Here is a 22,852-nt window from a genome sequence, read left to right as displayed (position 1 = left end):
CTCTCACCCACCACTGACGAGACTGACACTCGGAGACCATCGCATGGCTTCCCTGCCCGACCGCGTCCTGTTCGGCGCGGCCTACTACCACGAGTACCAGCCGTACGATCGGCTCAAGACCGACCTGGACCTGATGGCCGAGGCGAACTTCAGCGTCATCCGCGTCGGTGAATCCGTCTGGTCGACCTGGGAGCCGGAGGACGGCCGGTTCGAGCTGGACTGGCTGCGACCGGTCCTGGACGGCGCGCACGAGCGCCGGATTTCGGTCGTGCTCGGCACTCCGACCTACGCCGTGCCGCCGTGGCTGGCGCGGCGCTACCCGGAGATCGCCACCGAATCGGCGACCGGCACGCGGGTCGGCTGGGGCGCACGTCAGGAGGCGGATTTCTCCCATGCCGCGTTCCGGTTCCACGCCGAGCGGGTGTCCCGGGCCATCCTGGCGCGCTACGCGTCGCATCCGGCGGTCATCGGTTTCCAGGTGGACAACGAGCCGGGCCTGCGGCTGCCGCACAACGAGGGCGTCTTCCAGCGCTTCGTCGACCATCTGCGTGGCGAGTACGGGGACGTGGAGACCCTGAATCGCGAGTGGGGGCTGGTGTACTGGTCGCACCGGCTGACGAACTGGTCCGACCTGTGGCGGCCGGACGGCAACGCGCAGCCGCAGTACGACGCGGCGTGGCGGGCGTTCTTGGCGCGGCAGACCACTGAATTCGTGGCCTGGCAGGCTGCCATCGCGCACGAGTACGCGCGGCCGGAGCAGTTCGTCACCACGTGCCTGTCGTATGCGCACGTCGCCCTGGAGGACGACGAGCTGACCGACGCCTTGGACGTCACCGCGGGGAATCCGTACTACGCGATGCAGGACGGCCTGGCGCTGCCGGATCCGACGCCGGACGAGCATGAGCAGATATGGCAGACCACCGGCGTGTGGGCGCTGTATCAGAGCGCGGATCGGATGTTCTCCTCCCGGCAGGAGCCGTATCTGGTCACCGAGACCAACGCGCAGGCGATCGGCTCGCCGTGGGACAACCGGCCGGCCTTCGACGGGCAGTGGCGGCAGGCGGCGTGGGCCTTCGTCGCGCGCGGCGCCCGCATGATCGAGTACTGGCACTGGCACACGCTGCACTTCGGCGCGGAGACGTACTGGGGCGGGGTCCTGCCGCACAGCGGACGCCCGGGGCGCGCCTACGCGGAGCTCGCGCGCCTGGGCGCGGAGTTCGAGGCCGCCGGTCCCCTGGTCGCCGGGATCGAGCCCGACGCCGACGTCGCCCTGGTGTACTCGGTGCCGAGCAAGTGGCTCATGCAGAAGTACCCACCGCTGGCCAGGCCGGACGGCGGTCCGGACGCCGCCGCGTACCACCGCATCTTCGACTCCTTCTACCGCGGCGTGTTCGACGCCGGACGGCAGGCCCGCACCTACCACGCGCGCCAGCTGCACGACCCGCGCGGCGAGCGGGCGGGGATCGCGCCCGAGGAGATGGCCGCCAGGCACCCGGTGCTGATCGCGGCCGGCCTGTACCTCGCCGCCGACGCGACCCTCGACTGGCTGGCCGCCTACGCCCACGCCGGCGGCCACCTCGTCCTCGGCCCCCGCACCGGCTACGGCGACCACGAGGCGCGGGCCCGGCACGAGCCGGCGCCGGCGCGTCTCGTGACGGCGGCGGGGGTCTGGTACGACGAGTTCAGCAACCTGGACGCCCCGCTACCGACGCGCGCCGTCGCTGGGAGTCCGCTCGGCTTCGCTCTGCCGGGCGACGCGGCGGCGACGCGGTGGGTCGAGGGGCTGACCGTCGCCGACGCCGAAGTACTGGCCGAGTATGACCATCCGCACTTCGGACGCTGGCCGGCCGTGACGAGCCGGCGCCACGGCGCGGGCCGCGTCACGACGGTCGGCACGGTCCCGGGCCGATCGATGGCGCGGGCGCTGGCCGCCTGGCTGGCCCCGACGCCGCACGGCGGATGGCGCGACCTGCCGGAGTCGGTCACGGCGACGAGCGGGACGGCGCCGGACGGGCGGCGGGTTCAGGTGGTTCACAACTGGAGCTGGGAGCCGGTGCGGGTGACGGCGCCAGTTGAGCTGGACGATGTCCTTGGGGGCAGCTCCGTCGCTGGCGGCGAGACGATCGAGCTCGGGCCTTGGGACGTGCGGGTCTTCGTCTCGGTCGGCACCGCATCGGACAAGTCAGGAGGCCGATGACCACCCCGAATGCCATACACGCGACCCTACTAGTCCTGTACTCCCCGCAGATGGAGGAGTGCTACCGCTTCTACAGCGACCTCGGATTGCACTTCACCGCCGAACAACATGGCGGGGGTCCGCGACACTACGCCGCCGTCCTCACCGGCGGCGTAGTGTTCGAGATCTACCCGGCCCGCTCGGACCGCCAGACCGGCGCTTTGCGGCTGGGCCTGGCCATCGACGGGTCCGCCGCGACACCCGCGCTCAACCCCGGTCACCATCTGCTGACCGACCCCGATGGCCGCACCGTCGAGATCCACGCCGCCTGATCACGGCCGATCGCTCTCCGAGCCGGTCAGCGTCTTCCCTTGTCGTGGATGAAGATCCCGAACTTGGCGTCACGGTACCAGTCAGGGACCTGATATCCCGCCAGCGACTCCCAGCCGGCACCGAACGGCCCCTCCCGCACAGTCTGGTCGAGGTCACGCAGTATCTCAGGCACGGTCGTCATCAGAATCCGCCCGAAACGTAGTCGAACCAGTCGAAGCGCACGATCCCGGCCGTGGCGTACATGCCGATGACCCGGCCGGTGAAGCCGCCGGCCACCTCGGTGGAGAGGTAGCGGCCGTCCAGCGCGGCCAGGGTCGTCTGTTCGCCGTCCGGCTCGGCCACCGCGAAGGACACGGTGTCCGGCCCGCTGCGGGCGTCCTCGGCCTGCTTCTCGTCGATCCGCACGCTCAGGACGAGCGGTCCGTCCGGCACCGGCTGGGACGCCACGACCGTGCGCAGCGGCCCGATCCGGGCCACGACCCGCACCTCCCCGTCGCCGGTCTCGATCTCGTAGTGATGGTGCTCGTCCAGCCGGACGGCCAGGCCGCCCCGGCCGACGGATGCGTCGATCAGGACGTCGGCCCGGCAGGTCTGGTGCTGCTGGCGGCGCCCGACGAAGACGACGTCGGAGGCGTCCAACGAGCTCCCGCGGGCGCGCAGCGTCAGCCAGCCGGGCCGCTCGGTCGTCGTGCAGAACTCCTCGCGGCGGTCCCGCAGCGAGATCCACTGCGGTCGCAGAGCGTTGTCCTCGAAGTCGTCGAGGACCGACTCGTCCACGTCCTCCTGCAGCGGCCAGGGAATCCGGGACGGGTCCGAGACCGCCTCGCCGACGACCGGCCAGCCGTCGACCCACTCCACCGGTGCGAGGAAGGTCTCCCGGCCCAGGACGTGCCACCCGGGGGTGCCGCCGCCCGGACGTACGCCGAGGAACACCGTCCACCAGGAGCCGTCGGGGCCCTGCACCAGGTCGGCGTGGCCGGTGTTCTGCACGGGGTGCTCCTGGCCGCGGTGCGTCAGGATCGGGTTCGCCGGGCAGGCCTCGAACGGCCCGGTCGGCGCCGGTCCGCGCGCGATCGACACGGCGTGCCCGCGTTCGGTGCCGCCCTCGGCAATCATCAGGTACCAGTACTCGCCGATCCGGTACAGGTGCGGTGCCTCGGGGGCCTTCGCGCCGCGCGTTCCCGACCAGATCCGGTGCGGCTCGCCGAGGGTCTTCCCGGTCTCCGGGTCCAGGCGGACCTGGGAGACGCCCGCGACCGTGCACCAGCAGCTGCCGTCCTCGTCCCAGGCCAGGTCCGGGTCGATGCCGGGTACCCCGGGCAGCATGACCGGCTCGGACCAGGGCCCGGCCGGGTCGGTCGCGGTGACCAGGAGGTTGCCGCCGCCGGTGCTGGCGTTGGTGGTGATCAGCCAGAACCGGCCGTCGTGGTGGCGCAGGGTCGGGGCGTAGATCCCGCCGGAGGACCAGGCCTGGGTCAGCGGCAGCTGGCTCGGCCGGTCCAGCGCGTTGCCGATCTGCCGCCAGTGCACCAGGTCGCGGCTGTGGAAGACCGGGACCCCGGGGAAGTACTCGAAGCTGGAACACGCCAGGTAGTAGTCCTCGCCGACCCGGCAGACGCTCGGATCGGGATGGAACCCGGGCAGGACGGGGTGCGGTGCGGTGTCGCCCACGGTGGCAGCAGCCTTTCGCCGGAGAGCCTCTGGGAAGCGCCTTGGAAAGTTTCCAGGATTGTGCGCCGATAATTTCTCAGGCACGCTAGCCGGGTGCCGAAGCATCGGTCAACGCTCGGCGCGAGAATTCTGTCGAAGCGCTTCGATATCGTCCTGGACAGGCTACAGCCGCCGAGGCTACGCTTCCAGAGCACGGTTTCGACGCCACGTTCCGACCTGACGTCGAAGCGCTTCACCGACACCTGCCATCACCGGGTGCCGCGACCGCGCGCCCATCGCGCCATCGCGCCATCGCGCCACCACGCCGATCCGCCGCCGGATGCGGCAGTTCCCTTATCCACACGGCCCGCGTCCGCCGACACCGTGCGGGCACGGCCGCCAGGAGGACCCATGGTGACCATCGCCGAGGTCGCCCGCCAAGCGGGCGTCTCGTCGTCGACGGTTTCGTACGTGCTGTCGCGAAAACGCTCCATCTCCGAGGACACCCGGCGCAAGGTGGAGGCGGCGATCGCCGAGCTGGGCTACCACCCGCACGCCGGCGCCCGCGCGCTGGCCTCGAACCGCTCCAACACCCTGGCGCTGATGGTGCCGCTGCGCAGCGACATGTACGTGCCGGTGATCATGGAGATCGCGATGGCGGTGACCACCGAGGCCCGCGAGTTCGGGCAGGACGTGCTGCTGCTCACCAAGGACGAGGGCACCGGCGGCGTGCGCCGGATCTCCGGCAGCGGCGTGGCCGACGCCATGATCCTGATGGACGTCGAACTCGACGACGACCGGATCCCGGTGCTGCGCGAGACCGACACCCCGGCGGTGCTGATCGGACTGCCCGCCGACGCCGCCGGCCTGACCTGCGTCGACCTGGACTTCGACGCCACCGGGGCGGCGTGCGTGGACCACCTGGCCGACCTCGGGCACCGCGACGTCGCCCTGATCGGCGAGAGCGAGGCCGTCTACCGCCGGCACACCGGCTTCGCGGCCCGGACGCTGGCCGGGTTCCAGCGCCGGGTGGCCGAGCGCGGGATCCGGGCCGTGCACCGGCCGTGTGAGGGCACGTACGAGTCCACCGCCGGGGTGCTGGCGCGGATCCTGGAGGAGCGGCCGAGCACGACCGGGTTCGTGGTGCAGAACGAGGCGGCGATCGCGCCGTTGCTGAGCCTGTTGCGGCTGTCCCGGCGGCTGGTGCCGGAGGACGCGAGCGTCGTGGCGATCTGTCCCGACCAGGTGGCGTTGCAGTCGTCGCCGCGGTTGACGAGCGTTTCGATCCCGGCGCAGGAGATGGGCCGACACGCGGTGCGTCAGGTGATGACGCAGTTGGAGGGGGATCGGCGCTCGTCGCTGATGCTGCTTCCGCCGCTGCTCACCGTGCGTGAGTCCAGCGCGGCCGCACCGGCCTCGGCTTCTTGACGTTCCTTGTGCTTTGAGCGTCCTGACGTTCTCCGTGTCTGGAAAGGTGTGCAGTACCCGTGTCTGAAGAGAACCCGCTGGCCTCGCTCGCCCACGAACGAGGCGAGTTCCGCCGCACCGCCGACGGCTTCGAGCTGCTGGCCGAGCAGGACGCGCACTTCTGGTGGCCCGGGCCGCGGCTGCGTACCGCGCACGGCAGCGGCTACGCGCGGCTGGAGCAGCGCTTCGCCGCGTATCCGGACGAGAAGCTGTTCGGCCTCGGGCAGCACCAGCACGGGATGCTCGACCAGAAGGGCGCGGTGATCGAGCTCGGAACAACCCGGCGATCGGGCGCGTGGAGTTGGCGGCCAACGGCACGCGGTGGGTCGCCGACAGCGCGCGGCAGCTCGACTACTGGATCACCGCCGGATCGGCGGCCGACGTCCAGCGGCGCTACGCCGACGCCACCGGGCACGCGCCGATGCTGCCGGAGTGGGCTGCGGGGTTCTGGCAGTGCAAGCTGCGCTACCGCTCGCAGGAGGAGTTGTTGGCGGTGGCGCGCGAGTACCACCGGCGGGGGCTGCCGTTGGACGTGATCGTCGCCGACTTCTTCCACTGGACGCACTTGGGCGAGTGGCGCTTCGATCCGGCGGAGTGGCCGGATCCGGCCGCGGCGGTGAAGGAACTGGCGGGGTATGGCACGCGGCTGATGGTCTCGGTGTGGCCGTCTGTCAGTCCGCTGTCGGAGTACCACGCGGAGATGGAGCGTCGTGGGCTGCTGATCGGCACCGAGTTCGGGCCGGTCGCGCATGCGGACTGGCCGGACAAAGGCATCGACAAGACGGTTCAGGTGGCGTTCTACGACGCGACCAATCCGGACGCGCGCGCCTTTGTGTGGGAGAAGGTGCGCGACTCGTATTTGGCGATCGGTGTCGAGGTCTTCTGGGCGGATGTGTGCGAGCCGGAGCTCAAGCCCGGCTACCCGGCCAACCTGCGTTACTACGCCGGTACTCGCTTGGAAGTCGGCAACATGTATCCGCGGGAGAACTCGCGCATGTTCTACGAGGGCATGCACGCCGAGGGGCGCGCGGACGTGGTGACGCTGAACCGCTCGGCGTGGGCCGGGTCGCAGCGGTACGGAGCGATTCTGTGGTCCGGCGACATCAACACGGACTTCGCCACCTTCCGCCGCCAGATCCCAGCCGGCCTGAACACCGCCCTGAGCGGCATCCCGTGGTGGAACACGGACATCGGCGGTTTCCACGGCGGCGATCCGCGGACCCCGGAGTACCGGGAGCTGATGGTGCGCTGGTTCCAGTTCGGTGCGTTCAGCCCGATCTTCCGGCTGCATGGCCTGCGGCGTCCCTCCGAACCGTTCGGGCCGTCGATGACCGGTGCGCCGAACGAGATCTGGTCCTACGGCGAGGAGGCCGAGGGGATCATGGCGGACTACATCCGGTTGCGCGAGCGGCTGAAGCCTTATGTCCTGGGCACGATGCGCGAGGCGCACGACAGCGGGCTGCCGCCGATGCGGCCGTGCTTCCTGGAGTTCCCATCCGACGCGCGGGCATGGGAGGTGGACAGCGCGTACATGTTCGGCAGGGACCTGCTGGTGGCGCCGGTGCTGGAGGCGGACGCGCGGGTGTGGGACGTGTACCTGCCGGCGGGGGCTTCGTGGCGGGACGCGTGGACTGGTGAGGAGTACGAGGGCGGGCGGATGGTGACGGTTGACGCGCCGTTGGAGCGGATTCCGTTGTTCCTGCGCGACGGTGCCGAGTTGCCGATCGCGGCTGCGAAACTCGACTGACACCGGCTCGTCGGTGCGACAGGATGGCCCGCATGTCTCACCCTGCGGCGGGCCCCATCGCCGAGTCGGCTGACGTGCTCACTGCGGAGGTGGTGGTGGACATGGCCGTGCCTGTGGCGCCGGCCATGTCGCCGGACGGTCGGTTGGTCGCGTATGGCGTGGTCGCCAATAGCGGTGGGGACGGATATCCGCTTAGCTCCATCTGGGTCGCCGCTGCCGATGGGAGCACGGCTCCGCGTCGCCTGACCGACGGCACTGCCCACGATGCTGCTCCAAAGTGGGCACCGGACTCGGCTTCTCTGTTCTTCATCTCCGACCGCGCGGAGCCGGGCGCTGCTCAGCTCCATCGGATCTCTCTGCCTGGCACCGGGGACGTCGCCGATGCAGAGCCCCTGACCCTGACCCTGGCCCTGACCACGTGGCACGGCGGCATCTCCGACTACTACCCGCTCGCCGACGGCCGGACTGTCGCGCTGCTCGCCGAAGACGAGCAGCTTGAGGCCGGGAGTCACGACCCAAAGGTCTGGGGCCGACACCTCCCGGTCACCCGGCTGCGCCTGCTCGACCTGGCGACCGGCGTGGTGCGCACCGTCTGCGAACTCGGAGACCGCCATGTCGTGGGACTGAGTCAGCGTCCGGACGGTGGTCCGTTGGCGGTGCTGAGCTGGGCCACGCCCGAAGTCGACCCCGGTGTCATGACGGCGAGGCTGCATCTGGTCGCGCCTGACCTGGGCGCCGTCCAGGACCTTGGCCCCGTCGGATTCGAGGCCCAGTCCCCGGTGTGGTGGATCCACGACGGCGTATGGCATCTGGCGCACCTGGCGGTGACCCCCGGGCACCTTGTCGGCGGGGTCGCTGTGCTCGACATGAATCCGCCGGTGAGCGGCCCGGCCGACTCGACTGTCGCACACCGCAATCTCACGGCTGGCATGTCCGTCTGCCCCACCGAGCTGCTGCAGGTCGCCGCCGGGCCGCCGCTGGCGCTGTTCGCCGACGGGCTCGATACCGCGCTGTATCGGCTCGATCCGTCTTCGCAGCGGTTCCACCGGTTGTCCGGCACGCTCGGCATGCTTGCTGGGCTCACCGCTAGTCGCTCCGGACAGAGCCTCGCTGTGCTGATGAGCGCCGGGCTCGAGCCCAAGAACGTCTACGCGGGGCCCACCGGCGGGGCACTGCTCCGGCTCAGCGACACCAGCCCCGAACTGCGCGGGATCCGCTGGGGCAGCCAGGAACGGCTCAGCTACCAGGCCCCTGATGGGCTCCGCCTGGACGGCCTGCTGATCCTGCCGCCCGGCCGGACGCGTGCCGAGGGCCCCTTCCCGCTCGTGACGTTGGTCCACGGCGGCCCGTACTACCGACACGCTGACGAGTTCACACTCACCGTGGTCGACTGCGCCCAGTGGCTGGCGAGCGCCGGCTACGCGGTCTTCCTGGCCAACCCCCGCGGCGGATCGGGCCACGGCCACGAGTTCGCCGCGGTGGTGGCCGGCAAGGTGGGTGGCGCGGCCGGCAGCCCAGTCAGCGAGGCGGCGCCCGGCACGGTCGGCACTGCGGTCGGCAGCCCGGTCATCGGGGCAGTCGACGGCGCGGTGACTGGCATGGTCGGCGGGATGGTCGGCGGCACGGTTCCCAGCACGGAAGGCGGCACAGTCGGCAATCCGGTCGGCGCAGTCGGCGGCGAGGTGCCCGACCCGGTGGGCAGCTCGGTCAGCGGGGCGGTCGGCGACAACGCGGCTGGCACGGTCGGCGGGACGGTGCCCGGCGCGGTCGGCGGCAAGGGTGCAGTCTGCGACACGGCGCCCGGCGCAGTGGGCAGCCCGGTCAGCGGGGCGCTCAGCAGCCCGACCGACGCCACCGAGTTCACCGACATCCTCGCCGGCATCGACCTGCTCGTCGCCGAGGGCGTCGCCGATCCGGCGCGCCTGGGCATCTCCGGGTGGAGCCATGGTGGCTTCATGGCGGCGTGGGCCGTTGGGCAGACCGGGCGGTTCAAGGCCGCGATCGTGGGTGCCGGGATCAGCGACTGGGGGATGCAGGCCGGGACCGGCGAGTGCGGGGTCATCGATGCGGCGCTCGGCGGCGGCACCGGGTGGGACGGGCCCGGGCCGCATGTGCATGACCGGAACAGTCCGATCTCGTACGCGGCGCGGATCCGTACCCCGGTGTTGATCCTGCACGGTGAGGAGGACGCCAACGTCCCGCTCAGCCAGGCCGTCCACTTCCATCGGGCGCTGCGGCACTTCGGGGTCGAGCACGAGCTCGTCGTCTACCCGCGCGAGGGTCATGGGCTGCATGAGCGGGCGCATCAGCTCGATGCGTTGGGGCGGATCCGCGCTTGGTGCGATCGGTGGTTGTAGGTCTGGGCAGGTGACTGGGCAGGTGACCGAACCGCCTACCGGCTCAAGCGTCCTCGCCGCGCGCCCGCCGCAGGCGAGCACGTCGCCCCGCGATGTACGGCTCGATGTCCGTCACGCGCACCAGCCGAAGGTGCGTGATGTCCACATCGGCCGAGGCCTCGATGACGAGTCCCGCCTCGCCGTCGCGGCCCGCGGCCAGCCAGCCGCCGTTGTCGTCGGCGTCGCGCCACTGGCGGAACTCGCAGGGCTCGTCGTCGATGGTCACGACCACCGGCGCCCCGGGGTCTGCGCGGAGGCGGCTTCGCAGGGTTGGGAAATCCTGAGGTTCGGTCGTGGACATAAGCGCTGCCAGCCTGCGGCCGATGACGGCCTCCGTGGGATCGTCAGTGGTCGTCTTCACCTGGATGAAGGCGCCCGCGCCCTGGCGATCGCCGTGGGCGAGACCGGCCGACGCCAGCTGGTCGTTCACCCACTCCCAGTCGCCGGTCTCCCACGGGCCCGTCCAGCCGTCCACGCCGAACAGCGTCAGCGCCCCGGCCTCGGCGCGGACGCGCGCCTCGCCTTCGTCGATGCGCTCCCAGAACTCCTGCGGACTCAGCTTCCCCGTTATCCTCATGCCTCCAGTGTCCGCGGCGGGCAAGCGCTTTTCTACACTGCGGCCGTCGTTGCCAAGCGGATGTCGACGGTCCCCCGAGCGTGATCGAGGACGAACACGAACTCGCCCCGCCGTACCGCCTCGACCCCCTCCGGGAGGCCTGGGAGAACCGATTCGACGCCGGCCTGTGAGCAGGCGAGGTCCAGCAGGCGCGCCAGGACGCGCTCCTCGGGCAGCGTCGCCACGTACCAAGCCGTGCCCGCGCCGTAGGTGTTGCCGACAATGGCGGGGATGCCGGCCAGGGGGCCCGAGGCGATCTCGGCGAGCGCCGTCCCCGCACCGGCCGTCAGCCACTCGGCCCAGGACTGCGCACTGAAGTCACCGAACACCTCCGAGTGCAACGTCAGGGGCTCGTCGTCCGGCAGCGGCCAGTACTCCTCGATCCGCAAGCCCAGCAGGTCGCGGAACGGCGCCGGGTAGCCGCCGAGCCGGATGCGCTCGTCGGGGTCCGCGACGCCGGAGAAGGGACCGAGCACCAGATGCCCGCCGCCGCGGACATAGCCGATGACGTTCTCCGCAGCAGCATCAGAGACCTGGTACAGGTTCGGCGCCACGACAAGCTTGTACCGGCTCAGATCAGCTTCGGGATGCACGAAATCGACCGTCACGTTCGCCTTCCACAACGGCGTGTAGTACTCGCGAATGCGGTCGACGTAACGGAACCCGCTGTGCGGCTGATGGTCCAGCTCGACCCCGCGCCAGGAATCCCAGTCCAGCACAATCGCGACCGAGGCGGCGACCGCGGTGCCCAGCACGTCTGCCAGATCCCCCAGCTCCTTGCCCAGGTCGCACACCTCGCGAAAGATCCGCGAGTCAGGACCCGCATGCGGAAGCATCGCGCCATGAGTACGCTCAGCCCCCTGCTTCGAGGCGCGCCACTGGAAGTGCAGGATCCCGTCGGCGCCGCGCGCCAGCGCCTGCAGCGACCACAAGCGGTTCAGGCCGGGGCGTTTGGGGGTGGCCACATGGCGGAATCCGGCGCGGCCCGGTGTCTGCTCCATCATCAGCCACGGTTTGCCGCCGCCGACGGAGCGAATCAGGTCCTGGGCCATCGCACCGTCGCATGCTGCCAGTGGGCTGTTGGGGTCGGGGTAGGCGTCGAGCGAGGTGAAGTCCTCCTCGGCGCCCCATCGCCACAGGTCTGTGGCCTTGAAGAACATCATCGAGTTGGTCGTTATTGGCACCGCGGGGTTGGCGCCGCGCACGATGTCCCGCTCCGCGTTGAACCGCTCCAGCAGCAGGTCGGAGGCGAAGCGCTGGTAGTCGAGGTCCTGGGTGGGGTTGATGACGTACTGCACCTGGCGCGGCGGGATGACCTCCTCCCACTCGCAGTAGCGCTGCGACCAGAACGCGGTCCCCCACGCCTCGTTCAGCGCGTCGAGGTCCCCGTACCTGGCCTGCAGCCAGTGCCGGAAGCGCTCAGCACACTGATCGCAGTAGCACACCGTCCCGAACTCGTTGCCGATGTGCCACATCCGCAGCGCCGGGTGGTGCGCGTAGACGGAGGCCAGATCGGCGCTGATCGCGTCCGCGAAGGCCCGGTACACCGGGGACGACGGGCAGTACGCGTTGCGCGAACCGTACGTCCGCACCGTCCCGTCCGGGTTGCGCGGCAGCGTCTCGGGCCAGCGGTGGCCCATCCACGGCGGCGTCGACGCGGTCGGCGTGGCCAGCCCCACGCCGATGCCGTTGGCGTGCAGCAGGTCCAGGACGTCGGTGAGCCAGCCGAAATCGCGCTCGCCGGGCCGCGGTTCGAGCAGGGCCCAGGAGAACACGCCGACCGTGGCCAGGTTCACCCCGGCCTCCCGCATCAGCCGCACGTCCTCCTCCCAGACTTCGCGCGGCCACTGTTCGGGGTTGTAGTCGCCGCCGAACAGGATGCGGCCGCCGGTGGCGTCGCCGAGCGATGGCATGGTGATCGTTCCTTTCGCGGGCCCGTGGCCGGGCATCGTTCAGCGGTTCAGCCCTTGATGGCGCCGGTGAGCATGCCCTTGGTGAAGTGCTTCTGCAGGAAGGGGTAGACGACCAGGATCGGAATGAGCGTGAGCACGACCACGGCCATCGAGATCCCGAACGGAGACGCGGCCTGGTGCTGCACAGTGTCCCCGGCTCCGGCGGTGTCGACGCCCGGCATCTTCGCGCCGAGGTTGACGTACTCGTACAGCACATACGACAGGGACCACTTGGAATTGTCGAACGGCATGTACAGCAGGGTGTTGAACCACGAACCCCAGTACCCGACCGCGTAGAACAGCGTCATCACCGCGGTCACCGCCTTGGTCGTGGGCAGCACCACCGACCACAGGATGCGCCACTCCCCGGCGCCGTCGATCCGCGCGGCGTCGATCATCTCCTGGGCGGTGGCCTGGTAGAAGCCCCGCATGATCAGGATGTTGAAGACCGACAGGCAGCTGGGCAGGATCAGGGCCCAGTAGTTGTCGTAGCCGTGCAGCTCGCTGACCACCAGGAAGCCGGGGATCAGGCCGCCGCCGAAGAACATGGTGAAGATCATCGCGCCCAGGAAGAACCGGTGCCCGAAGGAGCGGGCCCGGGACAGGCCGTACGCGCACAGGATGCTGAGCACCATCGACACCGCTGTGCCGACGACCGTGATCCCGACGCTGACCAGCACCGCGCGGGTGACGACGCCGTTGGAGAAGATCTCCCGGTAGGCGCCGAGGCTCAGCCCGTCCGGCACCACCACCAGGCTGCCGCCGGCGCGGGTGATGGCGCCCTCGCTGGAGAAGCTGGTCAGGACGATGGCGTACAGCGGCAGCGCGATGGCCAGCACGACGACCGTGAGCACCATGCCCTTGCCGAACTGGCCGACCAGGGTCGGCCGGTCCTCCCAGACCGCGCGCCCCTTGGCACGCTTGCGCGGGACGTTGCCGGCCGGCGGCTTGCGGCGGCCGGAGGTGGAAGCTGTCGACAGTGTGCTCATTTGCGGTACAACCCGTCCTCACCGAGCTTGTGCGCCATCTTGTTGGCCGCGAAGATCAGAATCAGCGAGATCACGCCCTTGAACAGGCCAGCCGCCGCGCCGTAGCCGAAGTTGCCGTTGCCGATGCCGTAGAAGTAGGCGAACGTGTCCAGGACCTCGGCGTGCTGCGCCCCGACCGCCTGGCGCTGGATGAGCATCTGCTCGAACCCGACGTTGAGCGCGTTGCCCAGCCGCAGGACCAGCATCAGCACGATCATGCCGCGCATCCCGGGCAGCGTGATGTGCCACGTCCGGCGCCACCGGTTCGCGCCGTCCACCGCGGCCGACTCGTACAGCGCCGGGTCGATGGCGGCCAGTGCGGCCAGGAAGACGATGATCCCCCAGCCAGCCTCCTTCCACACCGCCTGGAAGGTCACCAGGTACTTGAACGCCGATCCGCTGGACATGATGTTCCAGGTCGCCATGTGGTGCTGGCGCAGGAACTGGTTGAGCAGGCCGGCGCCGCCGAGCATCTGGTTGAAGATGGTGATGACCAGCACCCAGGAGAAGAAGTGCGGCAGGTACACCACGGCCTGGATGAAGGACCGGAGCTTGGTGCTGATCACGGTGTTCAGCAGCAGCGCCAGCCCGATCGGGACCGGGAAGTACAGCACGATCTGCACCAGGCTCAGCACCAGCGTGTTCTCGAACGCGTGCCAGAACGCCGGGTCGCCCATCAGGTCGGTGAAGTTCTTCATCCCGACGAAGTCGCTGTGGAAGAACCCGTAGATGGGGTCGTAGTACTCGAACGCCGAGATCGTGCCGAACATCGGCAGGTAGGCGAAGACCAGCAGCACCAGCATCGCCGGGGCGATCATGAACAGGAGCGAGCGGTCGCGCCGCAGACGGGCCCACCGGCTCAGGCCGCCCGGCCTGGCCGGCGCCGGACCGGTCTGCTCCCACGCCCCCGGCGGCGACTCCCGCCTCGGCTTCGTTTCCTCCGGCACGGCCGCACCGTCCGCCATCACCGCCATCTGCCCCACTCCCATCCCTGTACCAGTGACTCACCGCGAAGGCGGGCCCGGCCGCCGCGACGTCGCCCCCTCAAGCGCGCCCGGCGGCCGGACCCGGGGGCCCGCTAGCTCAGGCCCTTGTCAATGACGTTCTGCTGGTACCAGGTGCCCAGGGCGTCTCCGCCGCCGCTCTTCCACGTCGAGTACGCGTCCTGGTAGTAGGACATCGGCTGCTTGCCGTGTGCCACGGCCTGCGTCGCGTCCCACAGTTCGGAGGCACCGGCGATCTTGGAGTACTGATCCGGCACCGTGATGTTCAGGTTCCAGAACATCGGTTTGTAGGCGTACTTGGCCGCGTCGGCGCACCAGGTCTCGTAGGCCTTGGTGACGTCGGGGTAGCCCGCGTTGTAGACCGCGGTCTGCGGAGTGCTGAAGAAGCCGTAGATGCTGTCGGCCGCGGTGTTGGAGCCCTCGGTGGTGCGTACCGGCCCGTCGGCGCCCATCGTGTAGTGGATGCCCTCGACTCCGTAGTTGAGCAGGTTGTACTCGGAGGAGCCGAACGGCGCGGCGAAGAAGTTCGCGATCCGCAGGCACTCCTTGATCTGGGCCGGGCTCAGGTTCTTGTTCAGGTAGCTCAGGTAGCCCGAGGAGCCGCCCAGGGCGATGGTCGGGGTCGAGCCGTCGAAGGAGAACACCGGGAACACCGCGCGCTGGTAGCCGGCCTTGCCCGCCGTGCCGCTCTTCGCGTCCGAGCCGCTCATGCCGGACGCGCCGCCGCCCTCGATGAAGACCTTGCCGGCCATGAACCGGCTGGGATTGGTGGTGTTCACGCCGGCGATGGCGTCGGGGTGGACCAGCCCGGCCTTTGCGATCTTGTTGGCCCAGGCCAGGCACTCCAGCATGGCCGGGTGCTCGCCGGCGTTCTTGATCTTGCCGTTCTCCAGGTACCAGCCGCCAAGCGGCACCTTGAAGACCTGGTACAGGTACACCAGCAGGTCGTCGAAGGCCCACACGCCGCCCTTGGGGTTGTTGATCTCCTGGCCCAGGGCCATGAAGTCGTCGGCGGTCTTGACGTTGGGCGTGATGCCCTTGGCGTCCAGCAGGTCCTTGCGGTAGTACAGGGCGCCGGCGAAGCCGAGGCTGTCGGCGTTCGTCGGGATGCCGTAGAGCCGGTTGTTCCAGATCCCGCACTGCCAGGCGCCGCTGGGGAGGGCAGCGAGGTTCGGGTATTCCAGGATCGCGTCGCCGCCGAGGTACGTCGTCAGATCGGCCAGCCGGGTGCCGACCAGGCCGCCGGTGTTGAACTGGCTGTTGAGCCAGCCCGGGACGGCCAGCCAGTCCGGCAGCTTGTTCGCCGCGATCAGCGGCGGGATCACCGTGTTGTAGGTGTTGCCGTTGGCGGGCTGCGAGACGAAGTTCGCGCCCAGCGCCTTGTTCACCGCGGTGTAGAAGGAGTTGCCGGCCGGCGGGACCGGGTTCCACGACGGCGCGACGCCGGTGTACTTGCCGCCCGAGCCGACCGCGCCGGTCACCGTCTTGACCAGGTTGGTGGGGTAGGCCAGGAAGCCGGGGTTGGTCATGGCGCCGTTGGCGCCGGCCACCGATGGGATGTCCGGGGTGACCGCGCCGGACAGCGGCTTGTACGTCGGCAGCACGGCCTGGATCGCCGCCTTGGTGCTCGCCCCGCCCTTGCCGCCGTTGTTGCCGCAGGCCGCCAACAGCGGAGACAGCCCGATCGCGCCGGCCACGCCGGCGGACGCCGTGAGGAATCCGCGGCGCGGGAACGCGTTGGTGCTCGACATTGAACTCTCCAGTCAACGAAACGAGACGAAACGAGATGGTTGGTGCCCCACGGCACGCCCCGCCGGCTGCCGGCGGGCGTGTCAGGGCCACGACAGAGGTGGTGGTGCGGCTGTCGGCTGGTGCGGGCTCAGGGCTGACGCACGATCAGCGAGCACTGTCGAAGCGCTTCAATATTGCGTTGAGGTTAAGTCAGCCCAACCAGCGGCGCAAGGGTCGACGGTCACGTTTCGGTATCGGTGGAGCGGCCAAATCGGTTTAAACATCCCATGCCTCGGTCAGGAATCCTCGCCACGAATCGCCGCCGGGAATTGGTCTAAGCCACTTTGAGCAGCAGCGAAGCCCTCAGATCGAGCGGCGGCCAGGGTTGACAGAGGCTTCGATAGATGGGACTTTCGAAGCGCTTCGACATGCGAGCCCTGCCGGGCCTCGGCCGGACCGCTGTCCGAGGCCATGTAACGGTTCCCCCGCGGTGTCCGCACCGCCGCCGACGAAAAGGCCGTCCCGTGACTGAAGTCCCCGACACCGCCGTCCCCGACACCGCCGCGCGGGCGGCCGCCCTGCTCGCGCAGCTGTCCGTGGCCGAGCGGATCGCGTTCCTGCACCAGCACCAGCCCGCGATCGAGCGGCTGGGCCTGGACGCGTTCCACACCGGCTGCGAGGCGCTGCACGGCGTGGCCTGGATCGGGCGCGCGACGGTGTTCCCGCAGGCGGTCGGGCTGGGCGCGACGTGGGACCGGGACCTGGTCCGGCGCGTGGGGGAAGCGGTGGCGACGGAGGTCCGGGCGTTCCGTCAGGACACGGAGAACGCCTTCCGGGCCAGCGACGTGGCGGACAAGCACCCGATGGTCTCGCTCAACGTCTGGGCCCCGGTGGTGAACCTGCTGCGTGATCCCCGGTGGGGCCGCAACGAGGAGGGCTACAGCGAGGATCCGCACGCCACCGCCGAGCTGGCCACCGCCTACTGCCGCGGGCTGCGCGGCGACCACCCGGCGATCTGGCGCACCACCCCGGTGCTCAAGCACTTCCTGGCGTACAACGTCGAGACCGACCGCGACATCATCGACATCACCGTGCCGCCGCGCGTCCTGCACGAGTACGAACTCCCGGCCTTCCGCGGCCCGATCGAGGCGGGGGTGGCCGCCGGGGTGATGCCGGGCTATAACCTCACCAACGGCGTCCCCAACCACGTCCATCCCCTGATCAACGACGCCCTGCGCGCGTGGAATCCCGAGCTGGTCGTCTGCTCGGACGCCCAGGCCCCGTCGAACCTGGTCGACCGCGAGAAGTACTTCGCCACGCACGTGGAGTCGCACGCCGCCGCGCTCAAGGCCGGCGTGGACAGCTACACCGACAACGGCGCGGACGCGCGGCCGACGATCGAGCGCTTCACCGAGGCCCTGGCGCAGGGCCTGATCACCGAGGCCGACATCGACGCGGCGGTCGGACGGCTGCTGGCGATGCGGGCCGCCACCGGCGAGTTCGACGTCGCCGCCGACCCGTACGCAGGTATTCGCGCCGACGTCATCAGCAGCCCGGCGCACAACGCGCTGGCGTTGGAGGCGGCGCGCGCGGCGGTCGTCCTGCTCAAGAACGAGAACGAGGCGCTTCCGCTGGCCCGGCCCGAGTCCGAGGCGGCCCCGGCCCGGAGTTCGGCCTCGGCCTCGGCCCACCCCGGACCGGCTGTCGCAGTGATCGGCCACCTGGGAAACAGGGTGCTGACCGACTGGTACAGCGGCGAGCTGCCTTACGCCGTCAGCATCGCCGACGGCCTGCGCACCGCCTTCGGCGACCGGGCCGTTGCCACGGTGGACGGCGCCGACGTGATCTCCCTGCGGGCCGGCGAGACGGTGTTCGGGCCGTTCTGCCACCAGGACTGGGGAACCAGCGTCCAATGCCCGGTCCCGGTGCGCACCCTGCAGGCGGTGGAGAACGGCAAGTACCTGACGCTCACCGGCAAGGGCGACACCGAGGTGCGGGCCGACGCCGCGGCCCCGGACGGCTGGGTGGTCAAGGAGCTGTGGGAGTTCCACCCGGCGGCCGACGGGCAGACCCTCGTGCGCTCGAACGCCAGCGGCCGCTACCTGCGCGTCGAGGACGACGGCCGGCTCGTCGCGGACGCCGCCACCGCCGAGGACGCGACGGCGTTCGTGGTCGAAACCCTCACCTCCGGCCTCCGCCAGGCCGTCGCCGCGGCCGCCTCGGCCCGGCACGCGATCGTGGTGCTGGGCAACGACCCGCACATCAACGGACGCGAGACGATCGACCGCGACGGGCTCGCGCTGCCTGCAGACCAGGAGGCGCTGCTGCGCGCGGTCGTCGAGGCGAACCCGGACACCACGCTCGTCGTGGTGTCGAGCTATCCGTACGCGATCGGCTGGGCCGCACGCCACGTGCCCTCGATCGTGTGGACCGCGCACGGCGGCCAGGAGCTGGGCAACGCCGTCGCCGAGGTGCTGACCGGCGCCCACAACCCGGCCGGCCGGCTGCCGCAGACCTGGTACGCCTCCGACGCCGACCTGCCCGCGCCCGACGACTACGACGTCATCGGCTCGGGCTGGACATACCAGTACTCGCAGCGGGAGCACCTGTACGCGTTCGGCCATGGCTTGTCGTACACAACTTTCGAGTACGGCGACCTCGTGCTGAAGGTCCGCGAAGATCAGCTGGGATCCTTCACGATATTGGCTGAGGCGCGGATCACCAATAGCGGTGCGACCGCAGGGCAGGAAGTCGTGCAGCTTTACTCGCATGCCCTTGAGGCCTCGGTGCCCACTCCCCTGCGTCGTCTGCAGGGCTTCGAGCGGATCGAGCTGGCGCCGGGGGAATCGCGCGCCGTCGTGTTCGAGGTGCCGGCGGAGCGGCTGGCGCACTGGTCGGAAGACGTCGGCGCGCTGCTTGTCGAGAGCGGGGAGTACGAGTTCGGTGTCGGCCGGTCCAGTGTGGATCTGCCGTCGAGCGCTTCGGTGAAGCTGTCCATCGCGTAAGAACATTCCCGGGAGTGGCGCCTGGTCGCGAAACCAGGCGCCGTCTCCCTCCGGTCAATTGTTCGCGCACACCGTCCCGTTGAGCGCGAACACCGTCGGCGCCGGGTCCTGTCCGGTGTCGGTGCCGTTGAAGCCGACGCTCACCGTGCCGCCGGCGGCCGCGATGGTGCCGTTCCACGCGGCGTTCGTCACGGTCACCGCCGAGCCGGTCTGGCTCCACGTGCCGTTCCAGCCGCTCTGGACCGCCTCGCCGGAGTCGGGCCAGGAGAACGTCAGGGTCCAGCCGCTGACCGCGGTCGCGGCGCGGTTGGTGACGGTGATCGCGGCGCCGAAGCCGCCGGACCAGGAGCTGCTGATCGCGTAGTGCACCGCGCAGCTCGCGTTGGCCGGTGGCGGCACGGTGAACGTCACCGGTGGCGAGGGCAGCGACGGGTTGCCGTGCGAGTCCACCGCGACCACGTCGTAGGTGTAGGCGGCGCCGATCGTCAGGCCGCTGAGGTTCAGCGTGGTGGCGCTGGTGGTGCCGGCGAGCGTGCTCCCGCCGCCGCTGGTCTGCTGGTAGACCTGGTAGTTCGCGACCGGGTACGTGCCGGCCGTGGCCGCGGGCCAGGTCAGGGTGGCGACGCCGCTGCTGGTGCCCGAGGTGCTGGACGCCAGGCCGGACACGGCCGGCTGCCCCGGCGCGCCCGGCGCCGTCACGCCGCCCCCGCCGCTGCCGGGGACCTGCACGACGGTGAGCGTGTAGGGCGCGACCGTCACGGACGAGGTAGAGCTCTGCGTCGCGCTGGTGATGGAGTTCCCGTTGTTCGCGAAGGTGAAGACGGTCGGGCTGCCGGTGGGGGTGAATCCGTTGTAGGCGAGGTTCACGGTGTAGGAGGTGCCGGGATCCTCGTTGTCGATCAGCAGATCCAGGTTCCCGCCGGCGCGGCGCACCGCGTGCACGCGCACCAGCGCGTTGGAGGACGTGCTGTTCACCATGGTGTCGCCGGGGCCGCCGAGCTTGGAGAGCATCTCGATGCCGTAGTACGGCGCGAACGGCGTCTCCACCGCCGGCTCGGTGACGCCGCTGTTGTTGCCGCCGCTGGAGAAGATGCCGTAGTCGCCGTAGTCCTGGGCGCCGTTGACGATGCTCGGCGGGTTGGTGCCGGGGCCGTTGTGCTCGTCCCACCAGTCCACGTTGGAGACGCCGTTCTCCAGCCAGGTCATGTACATGTCGGCGGCGAACAGGGCGTTGGGCTGGGTGTCCATGTCCACGTTCGAGTTGGCCTCGGAGACGAGGATCGGGACGGCGGACGGGTCCACCTTCGCGTACTGGCTGATCTCCGACTTGACGGTCGAGACAATGCCGGAGATCTGGCTGGTCGCGGTGAGCATCGCCGCGGCGCTGGAGCCGCCGGGGTAGTAGTGCACGATGACGCAGTCGGTCTTGACGCCGAGCGCCGTGAGGACGGTCTGGTTCCACGGCAGCGGGCTGGTCTGGGGGTTGGTGACGTTGTCGGGCCAGCCGCCCGGGGTCGTCAGGACCGCGCAGACGTGGGCGTTGGCGCTGACGGCCTTCATCGCCGACATGTAGCTCAGGACGTTGGTCGCGTAGGTGCCGGGACCGCAGCCGTAGGTCTGCGCGGGCTCACTGCCGACGGTCACCGGGGTGCCGGAGGAGGTCTGGCAGTGCGCGTCGGTCTCCCAGTTCGCGCCGTAGGTGCCGTTGCCGTAAACCTCGTTGCCGACCTCCCAGTAGGAGACGCCGTACTTGTTGGTCACGGTGGCGTTCTGGACCCACGAGGCGGCCAACGCCGGCGTGCCGGTGCCGTAGTTGACGGCGATGACCGGGCTCGCGGCGGCGGCCTGCGCGGTCCCCATGAAGTTGGCGAAGCTGGTGTTCGGGGCGTCGTAGCCGCCCTGCGCGACGTTGGTCTGCCAGTTGTAGATGTCGGAGTAGGAGCCGCCCGGGTACCGCAGGGCATTGATTCCGGCGGCCTTCAGCAGGCCGGGGATCGGGGTGTCGTTCATATTGCTGTCGTAGACGGCCGTGTTCAGGCCGATCGCGCCGCCCGGAATGCTCCCGAGCCCGGCCGTACCGTTCACCGTCACCGACACCGCACTCGCGGCGGTCGCGGCGGTCGCCTGCGGCACCGCCCCAACCGTGACGGTCCCGATCACGCCGGCCAGCGCGAGCAGCACGCCGACCGGCTTCCTGGGGATCATTCTGCTCACATTGCTCGCCTTCCACCGAGGTGACGGACTGTGTCGGCCGGAGCGTAGCTCCGCCGGCGAGAGGCGTCGGGCGACGTACGGAAGACCGCCGAGCGGCCGGATCGTCGAACGAAATCGAACGAGCATGTCAGGGCCGGTAGTGGCGCGAGGGCGCGCGGCGCAGGTCAGACGCTCGTTGCGCGAAAGTTTCGTGGAAGGCGGGTTGGGGGGCGGTCAGGCAGCCAGGGGCATGAGCCGCTCAGCGACCTGATATGTCGGATCAGTCGCCGAGGAACAGGAGATAGTGATGCGGCCTGCGCAGGGCCACTTCACACAGGGCCCGCACTTCAGCGACCCACGCGCCGCCACGCTCGGCGGGGAGCCGGTCCAACTCCCCGAGCAGTGCCGGGATCTGCCGGTGGTTGAAGACCGCGTCGCCAACCGGATCGAGTGCGCCGAGCAGGGGAAACGCCACTCGGTCAAGGTTCGCGAGTGTGGTCTCCCACGGCAGCCCGCACCCCGCCCTCGCTACCAGCTCGCCTTGCAGCTCCCGGTTCACCCTCATGGAGATCACCACGTGATACTACTTGCGCCCCTCAGGGCACGATCACAAGCTTCCCCCGCACCCGCCCCGTCCGACTGACGTCGAACGCCGCCGCCACGTCCGTCAACCCGAACGTCTGCGCGACCTCGACGGTCAGCAGGCCCCGATTCGCGAGATACGCCAGCTCCGCAAGTCCTGCGCCGTCGGGCCGCACCCAGATCCACCGGCCGCCGTGCGCGGCCACAGACGGGTCGGCGATCGACACCTGTCGTCCGCCGGCCGCCAGCACCGCGAGCGTCGTCTCCAGCTGGCCGCCGACGCAGTCCAGCACCGTGGTCACGCCGTCCGGCGCCAGCGCGCGCACCCGCTCCGCGAGGCCGTCGCCGTAGGTGACCGGCTCCGCCCCGAGCGCCTGCAGGAAGTCGTGATTGCGTTCGGACGCCGTGCCGATGACGCGTGCGCCGCGCGCCCGGGCGATCTGCACCGCGAGGCTGCCCACGCCGCCGGCCGCCGCGTGCACCAGCAGCGAGTCGCGCGCGCCGACGCGCAGGGCGTCCAGCGAGCGCAGCGCGGTGAGGCCGGCCAGCGGCAGGCCGCCTGCTTGAGCCCAGTCCAGGGCCGCGGGCTTGCGTGCCACGTCGCGCGCCGAGACGGTCACCAGCTGTGCGAACGTGCCGGCCTGGACCACGTCCTTGCGGGCGTAGGCCATGACCTCGTCTCCGGCCGTGAACTCGGGGGTGTCGGGGCCGGCGGCGCGGACCACGCCGGCGACGTCCCAGCCGGGGATGGCGGGGAAGACGGTGTCCATCATGGCGTCGAGGCCGCCGGCCATGACCTTCCAGTCGACCGGGTTCACGCCGGCGGCGCGGACCTCGATCAGCACCTGTCCCGGGCCGACTTTGGGGTCGGGTACCTCGCCGACGGTCAGGCGCGAGTTGTCGGCGGAGTACCCGGAATAGGTAGCGGCTTGCATTTCTGACCGATCTCCATCGCGCCGCGGAGCGAAACCC

15 protein-coding genes and 1 pseudogene are annotated in these 22,852 nt (G+C 70.2%); 6 read left to right on the top strand and 10 right to left on the bottom strand.

The genetic code is table 11. The annotated features are described in order from the left end of the window. The first annotated feature begins 43 nt into the window (after positions 1–43). On the top strand, positions 44–2,197 hold the full coding sequence (locus ABH920_RS23070; RefSeq protein WP_370351154.1) for a beta-galactosidase: 2,154 nt from the start codon (positions 44–46) through the stop codon (positions 2,195–2,197). Then, positions 2,194–2,508 carry a glyoxalase/bleomycin resistance/dioxygenase family protein gene (locus tag ABH920_RS23065; RefSeq protein ID WP_370351153.1) on the top strand — a complete coding sequence of 105 codons (315 nt, stop codon included), beginning with the start codon at positions 2,194–2,196 and terminating at the stop codon, positions 2,506–2,508. The genes ABH920_RS23070 and ABH920_RS23065 overlap by 4 nt, the downstream gene beginning before the upstream one ends. A 26-nt stretch (positions 2,509–2,534) precedes the next feature. Here the strand turns inward: ABH920_RS23065 and ABH920_RS23060 are convergent, their stop codons facing one another. Together ABH920_RS23060 and ABH920_RS23055 are read right to left on the bottom strand one after the other, a co-directional pair. Next, complete coding sequence (locus ABH920_RS23060) at positions 2,535–2,681, bottom strand: alpha-L-fucosidase (RefSeq protein WP_370351152.1); 147 nt, start codon at positions 2,679–2,681, stop codon at positions 2,535–2,537. 8 nt (positions 2,682–2,689) lie between these two features. Then, a complete protein-coding gene (locus ABH920_RS23055; protein WP_370351151.1) occupies positions 2,690–4,180 on the bottom strand; it encodes a glycoside hydrolase family 43 protein in 1,491 nt (496 codons plus the stop codon). Between the two features lie 390 nt (positions 4,181–4,570). Here ABH920_RS23055 and ABH920_RS23050 point away from each other — a divergent pair, with 390 nt between their 5' ends. The 3 genes and pseudogenes from ABH920_RS23050 to ABH920_RS23040 all read left to right on the top strand — a co-directional run bounded on the left by ABH920_RS23050 (position 4,571) and on the right by ABH920_RS23040 (position 9,730). Next, on the top strand, positions 4,571–5,587 hold the full coding sequence (locus ABH920_RS23050; protein ID WP_370351150.1) for a LacI family DNA-binding transcriptional regulator: 1,017 nt from the start codon (positions 4,571–4,573) through the stop codon (positions 5,585–5,587). A 107-nt stretch (positions 5,588–5,694) separates the two neighbouring features. After that, positions 5,695–7,373 (top strand): annotated as a pseudogene (locus tag ABH920_RS23045) (TIM-barrel domain-containing protein); the annotation flags it as partial. Between the two features lie 32 nt (positions 7,374–7,405). Then, complete coding sequence (locus tag ABH920_RS23040) at positions 7,406–9,730, top strand: prolyl oligopeptidase family serine peptidase (RefSeq protein WP_370351149.1); 2,325 nt, start codon at positions 7,406–7,408, stop codon at positions 9,728–9,730. A gap of 43 nt (positions 9,731–9,773) precedes the next feature. On the opposite strand, the gene ABH920_RS23035 is transcribed toward ABH920_RS23040, so the two are convergent. The 5 genes from ABH920_RS23035 to ABH920_RS23015 form a co-directional block, all read right to left on the bottom strand. Next, positions 9,774–10,346 (bottom strand): hypothetical protein, encoded by a 573-nt coding sequence (locus tag ABH920_RS23035; protein WP_370351148.1) that lies wholly within the window; start codon positions 10,344–10,346, stop codon positions 9,774–9,776. A 32-nt stretch (positions 10,347–10,378) separates the two neighbouring features. After that, complete coding sequence (locus ABH920_RS23030) at positions 10,379–12,298, bottom strand: beta-galactosidase (RefSeq protein ID WP_370351147.1); 1,920 nt, start codon at positions 12,296–12,298, stop codon at positions 10,379–10,381. A gap of 47 nt (positions 12,299–12,345) precedes the next feature. Beyond that, positions 12,346–13,326, bottom strand: a complete 981-nt coding sequence (locus ABH920_RS23025; protein WP_370351146.1) for a carbohydrate ABC transporter permease — start codon at positions 13,324–13,326, stop codon at positions 12,346–12,348. After that, positions 13,323–14,339, bottom strand: a complete 1,017-nt coding sequence (locus tag ABH920_RS23020) for an ABC transporter permease (protein WP_370351145.1) — start codon at positions 14,337–14,339, stop codon at positions 13,323–13,325. Before ABH920_RS23020 ends, ABH920_RS23025 begins: the two co-directional genes overlap by 4 nt. Positions 14,340–14,443: 104 nt before the next feature. Beyond that, positions 14,444–16,120: a hypothetical protein gene (locus ABH920_RS23015; protein WP_370351144.1), complete on the bottom strand. Its 1,677-nt coding sequence runs from the start codon at positions 16,118–16,120 to the stop codon at positions 14,444–14,446. 504 nt (positions 16,121–16,624) lie between these two features. Between ABH920_RS23015 and ABH920_RS23010 the strand changes: the two genes are divergently transcribed. After that, positions 16,625–19,105, top strand: a complete 2,481-nt coding sequence (locus tag ABH920_RS23010) for a glycoside hydrolase family 3 C-terminal domain-containing protein (protein WP_370351143.1) — start codon at positions 16,625–16,627, stop codon at positions 19,103–19,105. 54 nt (positions 19,106–19,159) lie between these two features. Here the strand turns inward: ABH920_RS23010 and ABH920_RS23005 are convergent, their stop codons facing one another. The 3 genes from ABH920_RS23005 to ABH920_RS22995 all read right to left on the bottom strand — a co-directional run bounded on the left by ABH920_RS23005 (position 19,160) and on the right by ABH920_RS22995 (position 22,815). Beyond that, positions 19,160–21,310 carry a cellulose binding domain-containing protein gene (locus ABH920_RS23005; RefSeq protein WP_370351142.1) on the bottom strand — a complete coding sequence of 717 codons (2,151 nt, stop codon included), beginning with the start codon at positions 21,308–21,310 and terminating at the stop codon, positions 19,160–19,162. Between the two features lie 268 nt (positions 21,311–21,578). Then, positions 21,579–21,875, bottom strand: coding sequence for a hypothetical protein (locus tag ABH920_RS23000; protein ID WP_370351141.1), 297 nt, complete (start codon positions 21,873–21,875; stop codon positions 21,579–21,581). Positions 21,876–21,894: 19 nt separating this feature from the next. Next, positions 21,895–22,815 carry an NADP-dependent oxidoreductase gene (locus tag ABH920_RS22995; protein WP_370351140.1) on the bottom strand — a complete coding sequence of 307 codons (921 nt, stop codon included), beginning with the start codon at positions 22,813–22,815 and terminating at the stop codon, positions 21,895–21,897. Positions 22,816–22,852 lie beyond the last annotated feature (37 nt).

This window comes from Catenulispora sp. EB89, from assembly GCF_041261445.1.
Classification (GTDB): domain Bacteria; phylum Actinomycetota; class Actinomycetes; order Streptomycetales; family Catenulisporaceae; genus Catenulispora.
This window is presented reverse-complemented; position numbering and strand designations above follow the sequence as displayed.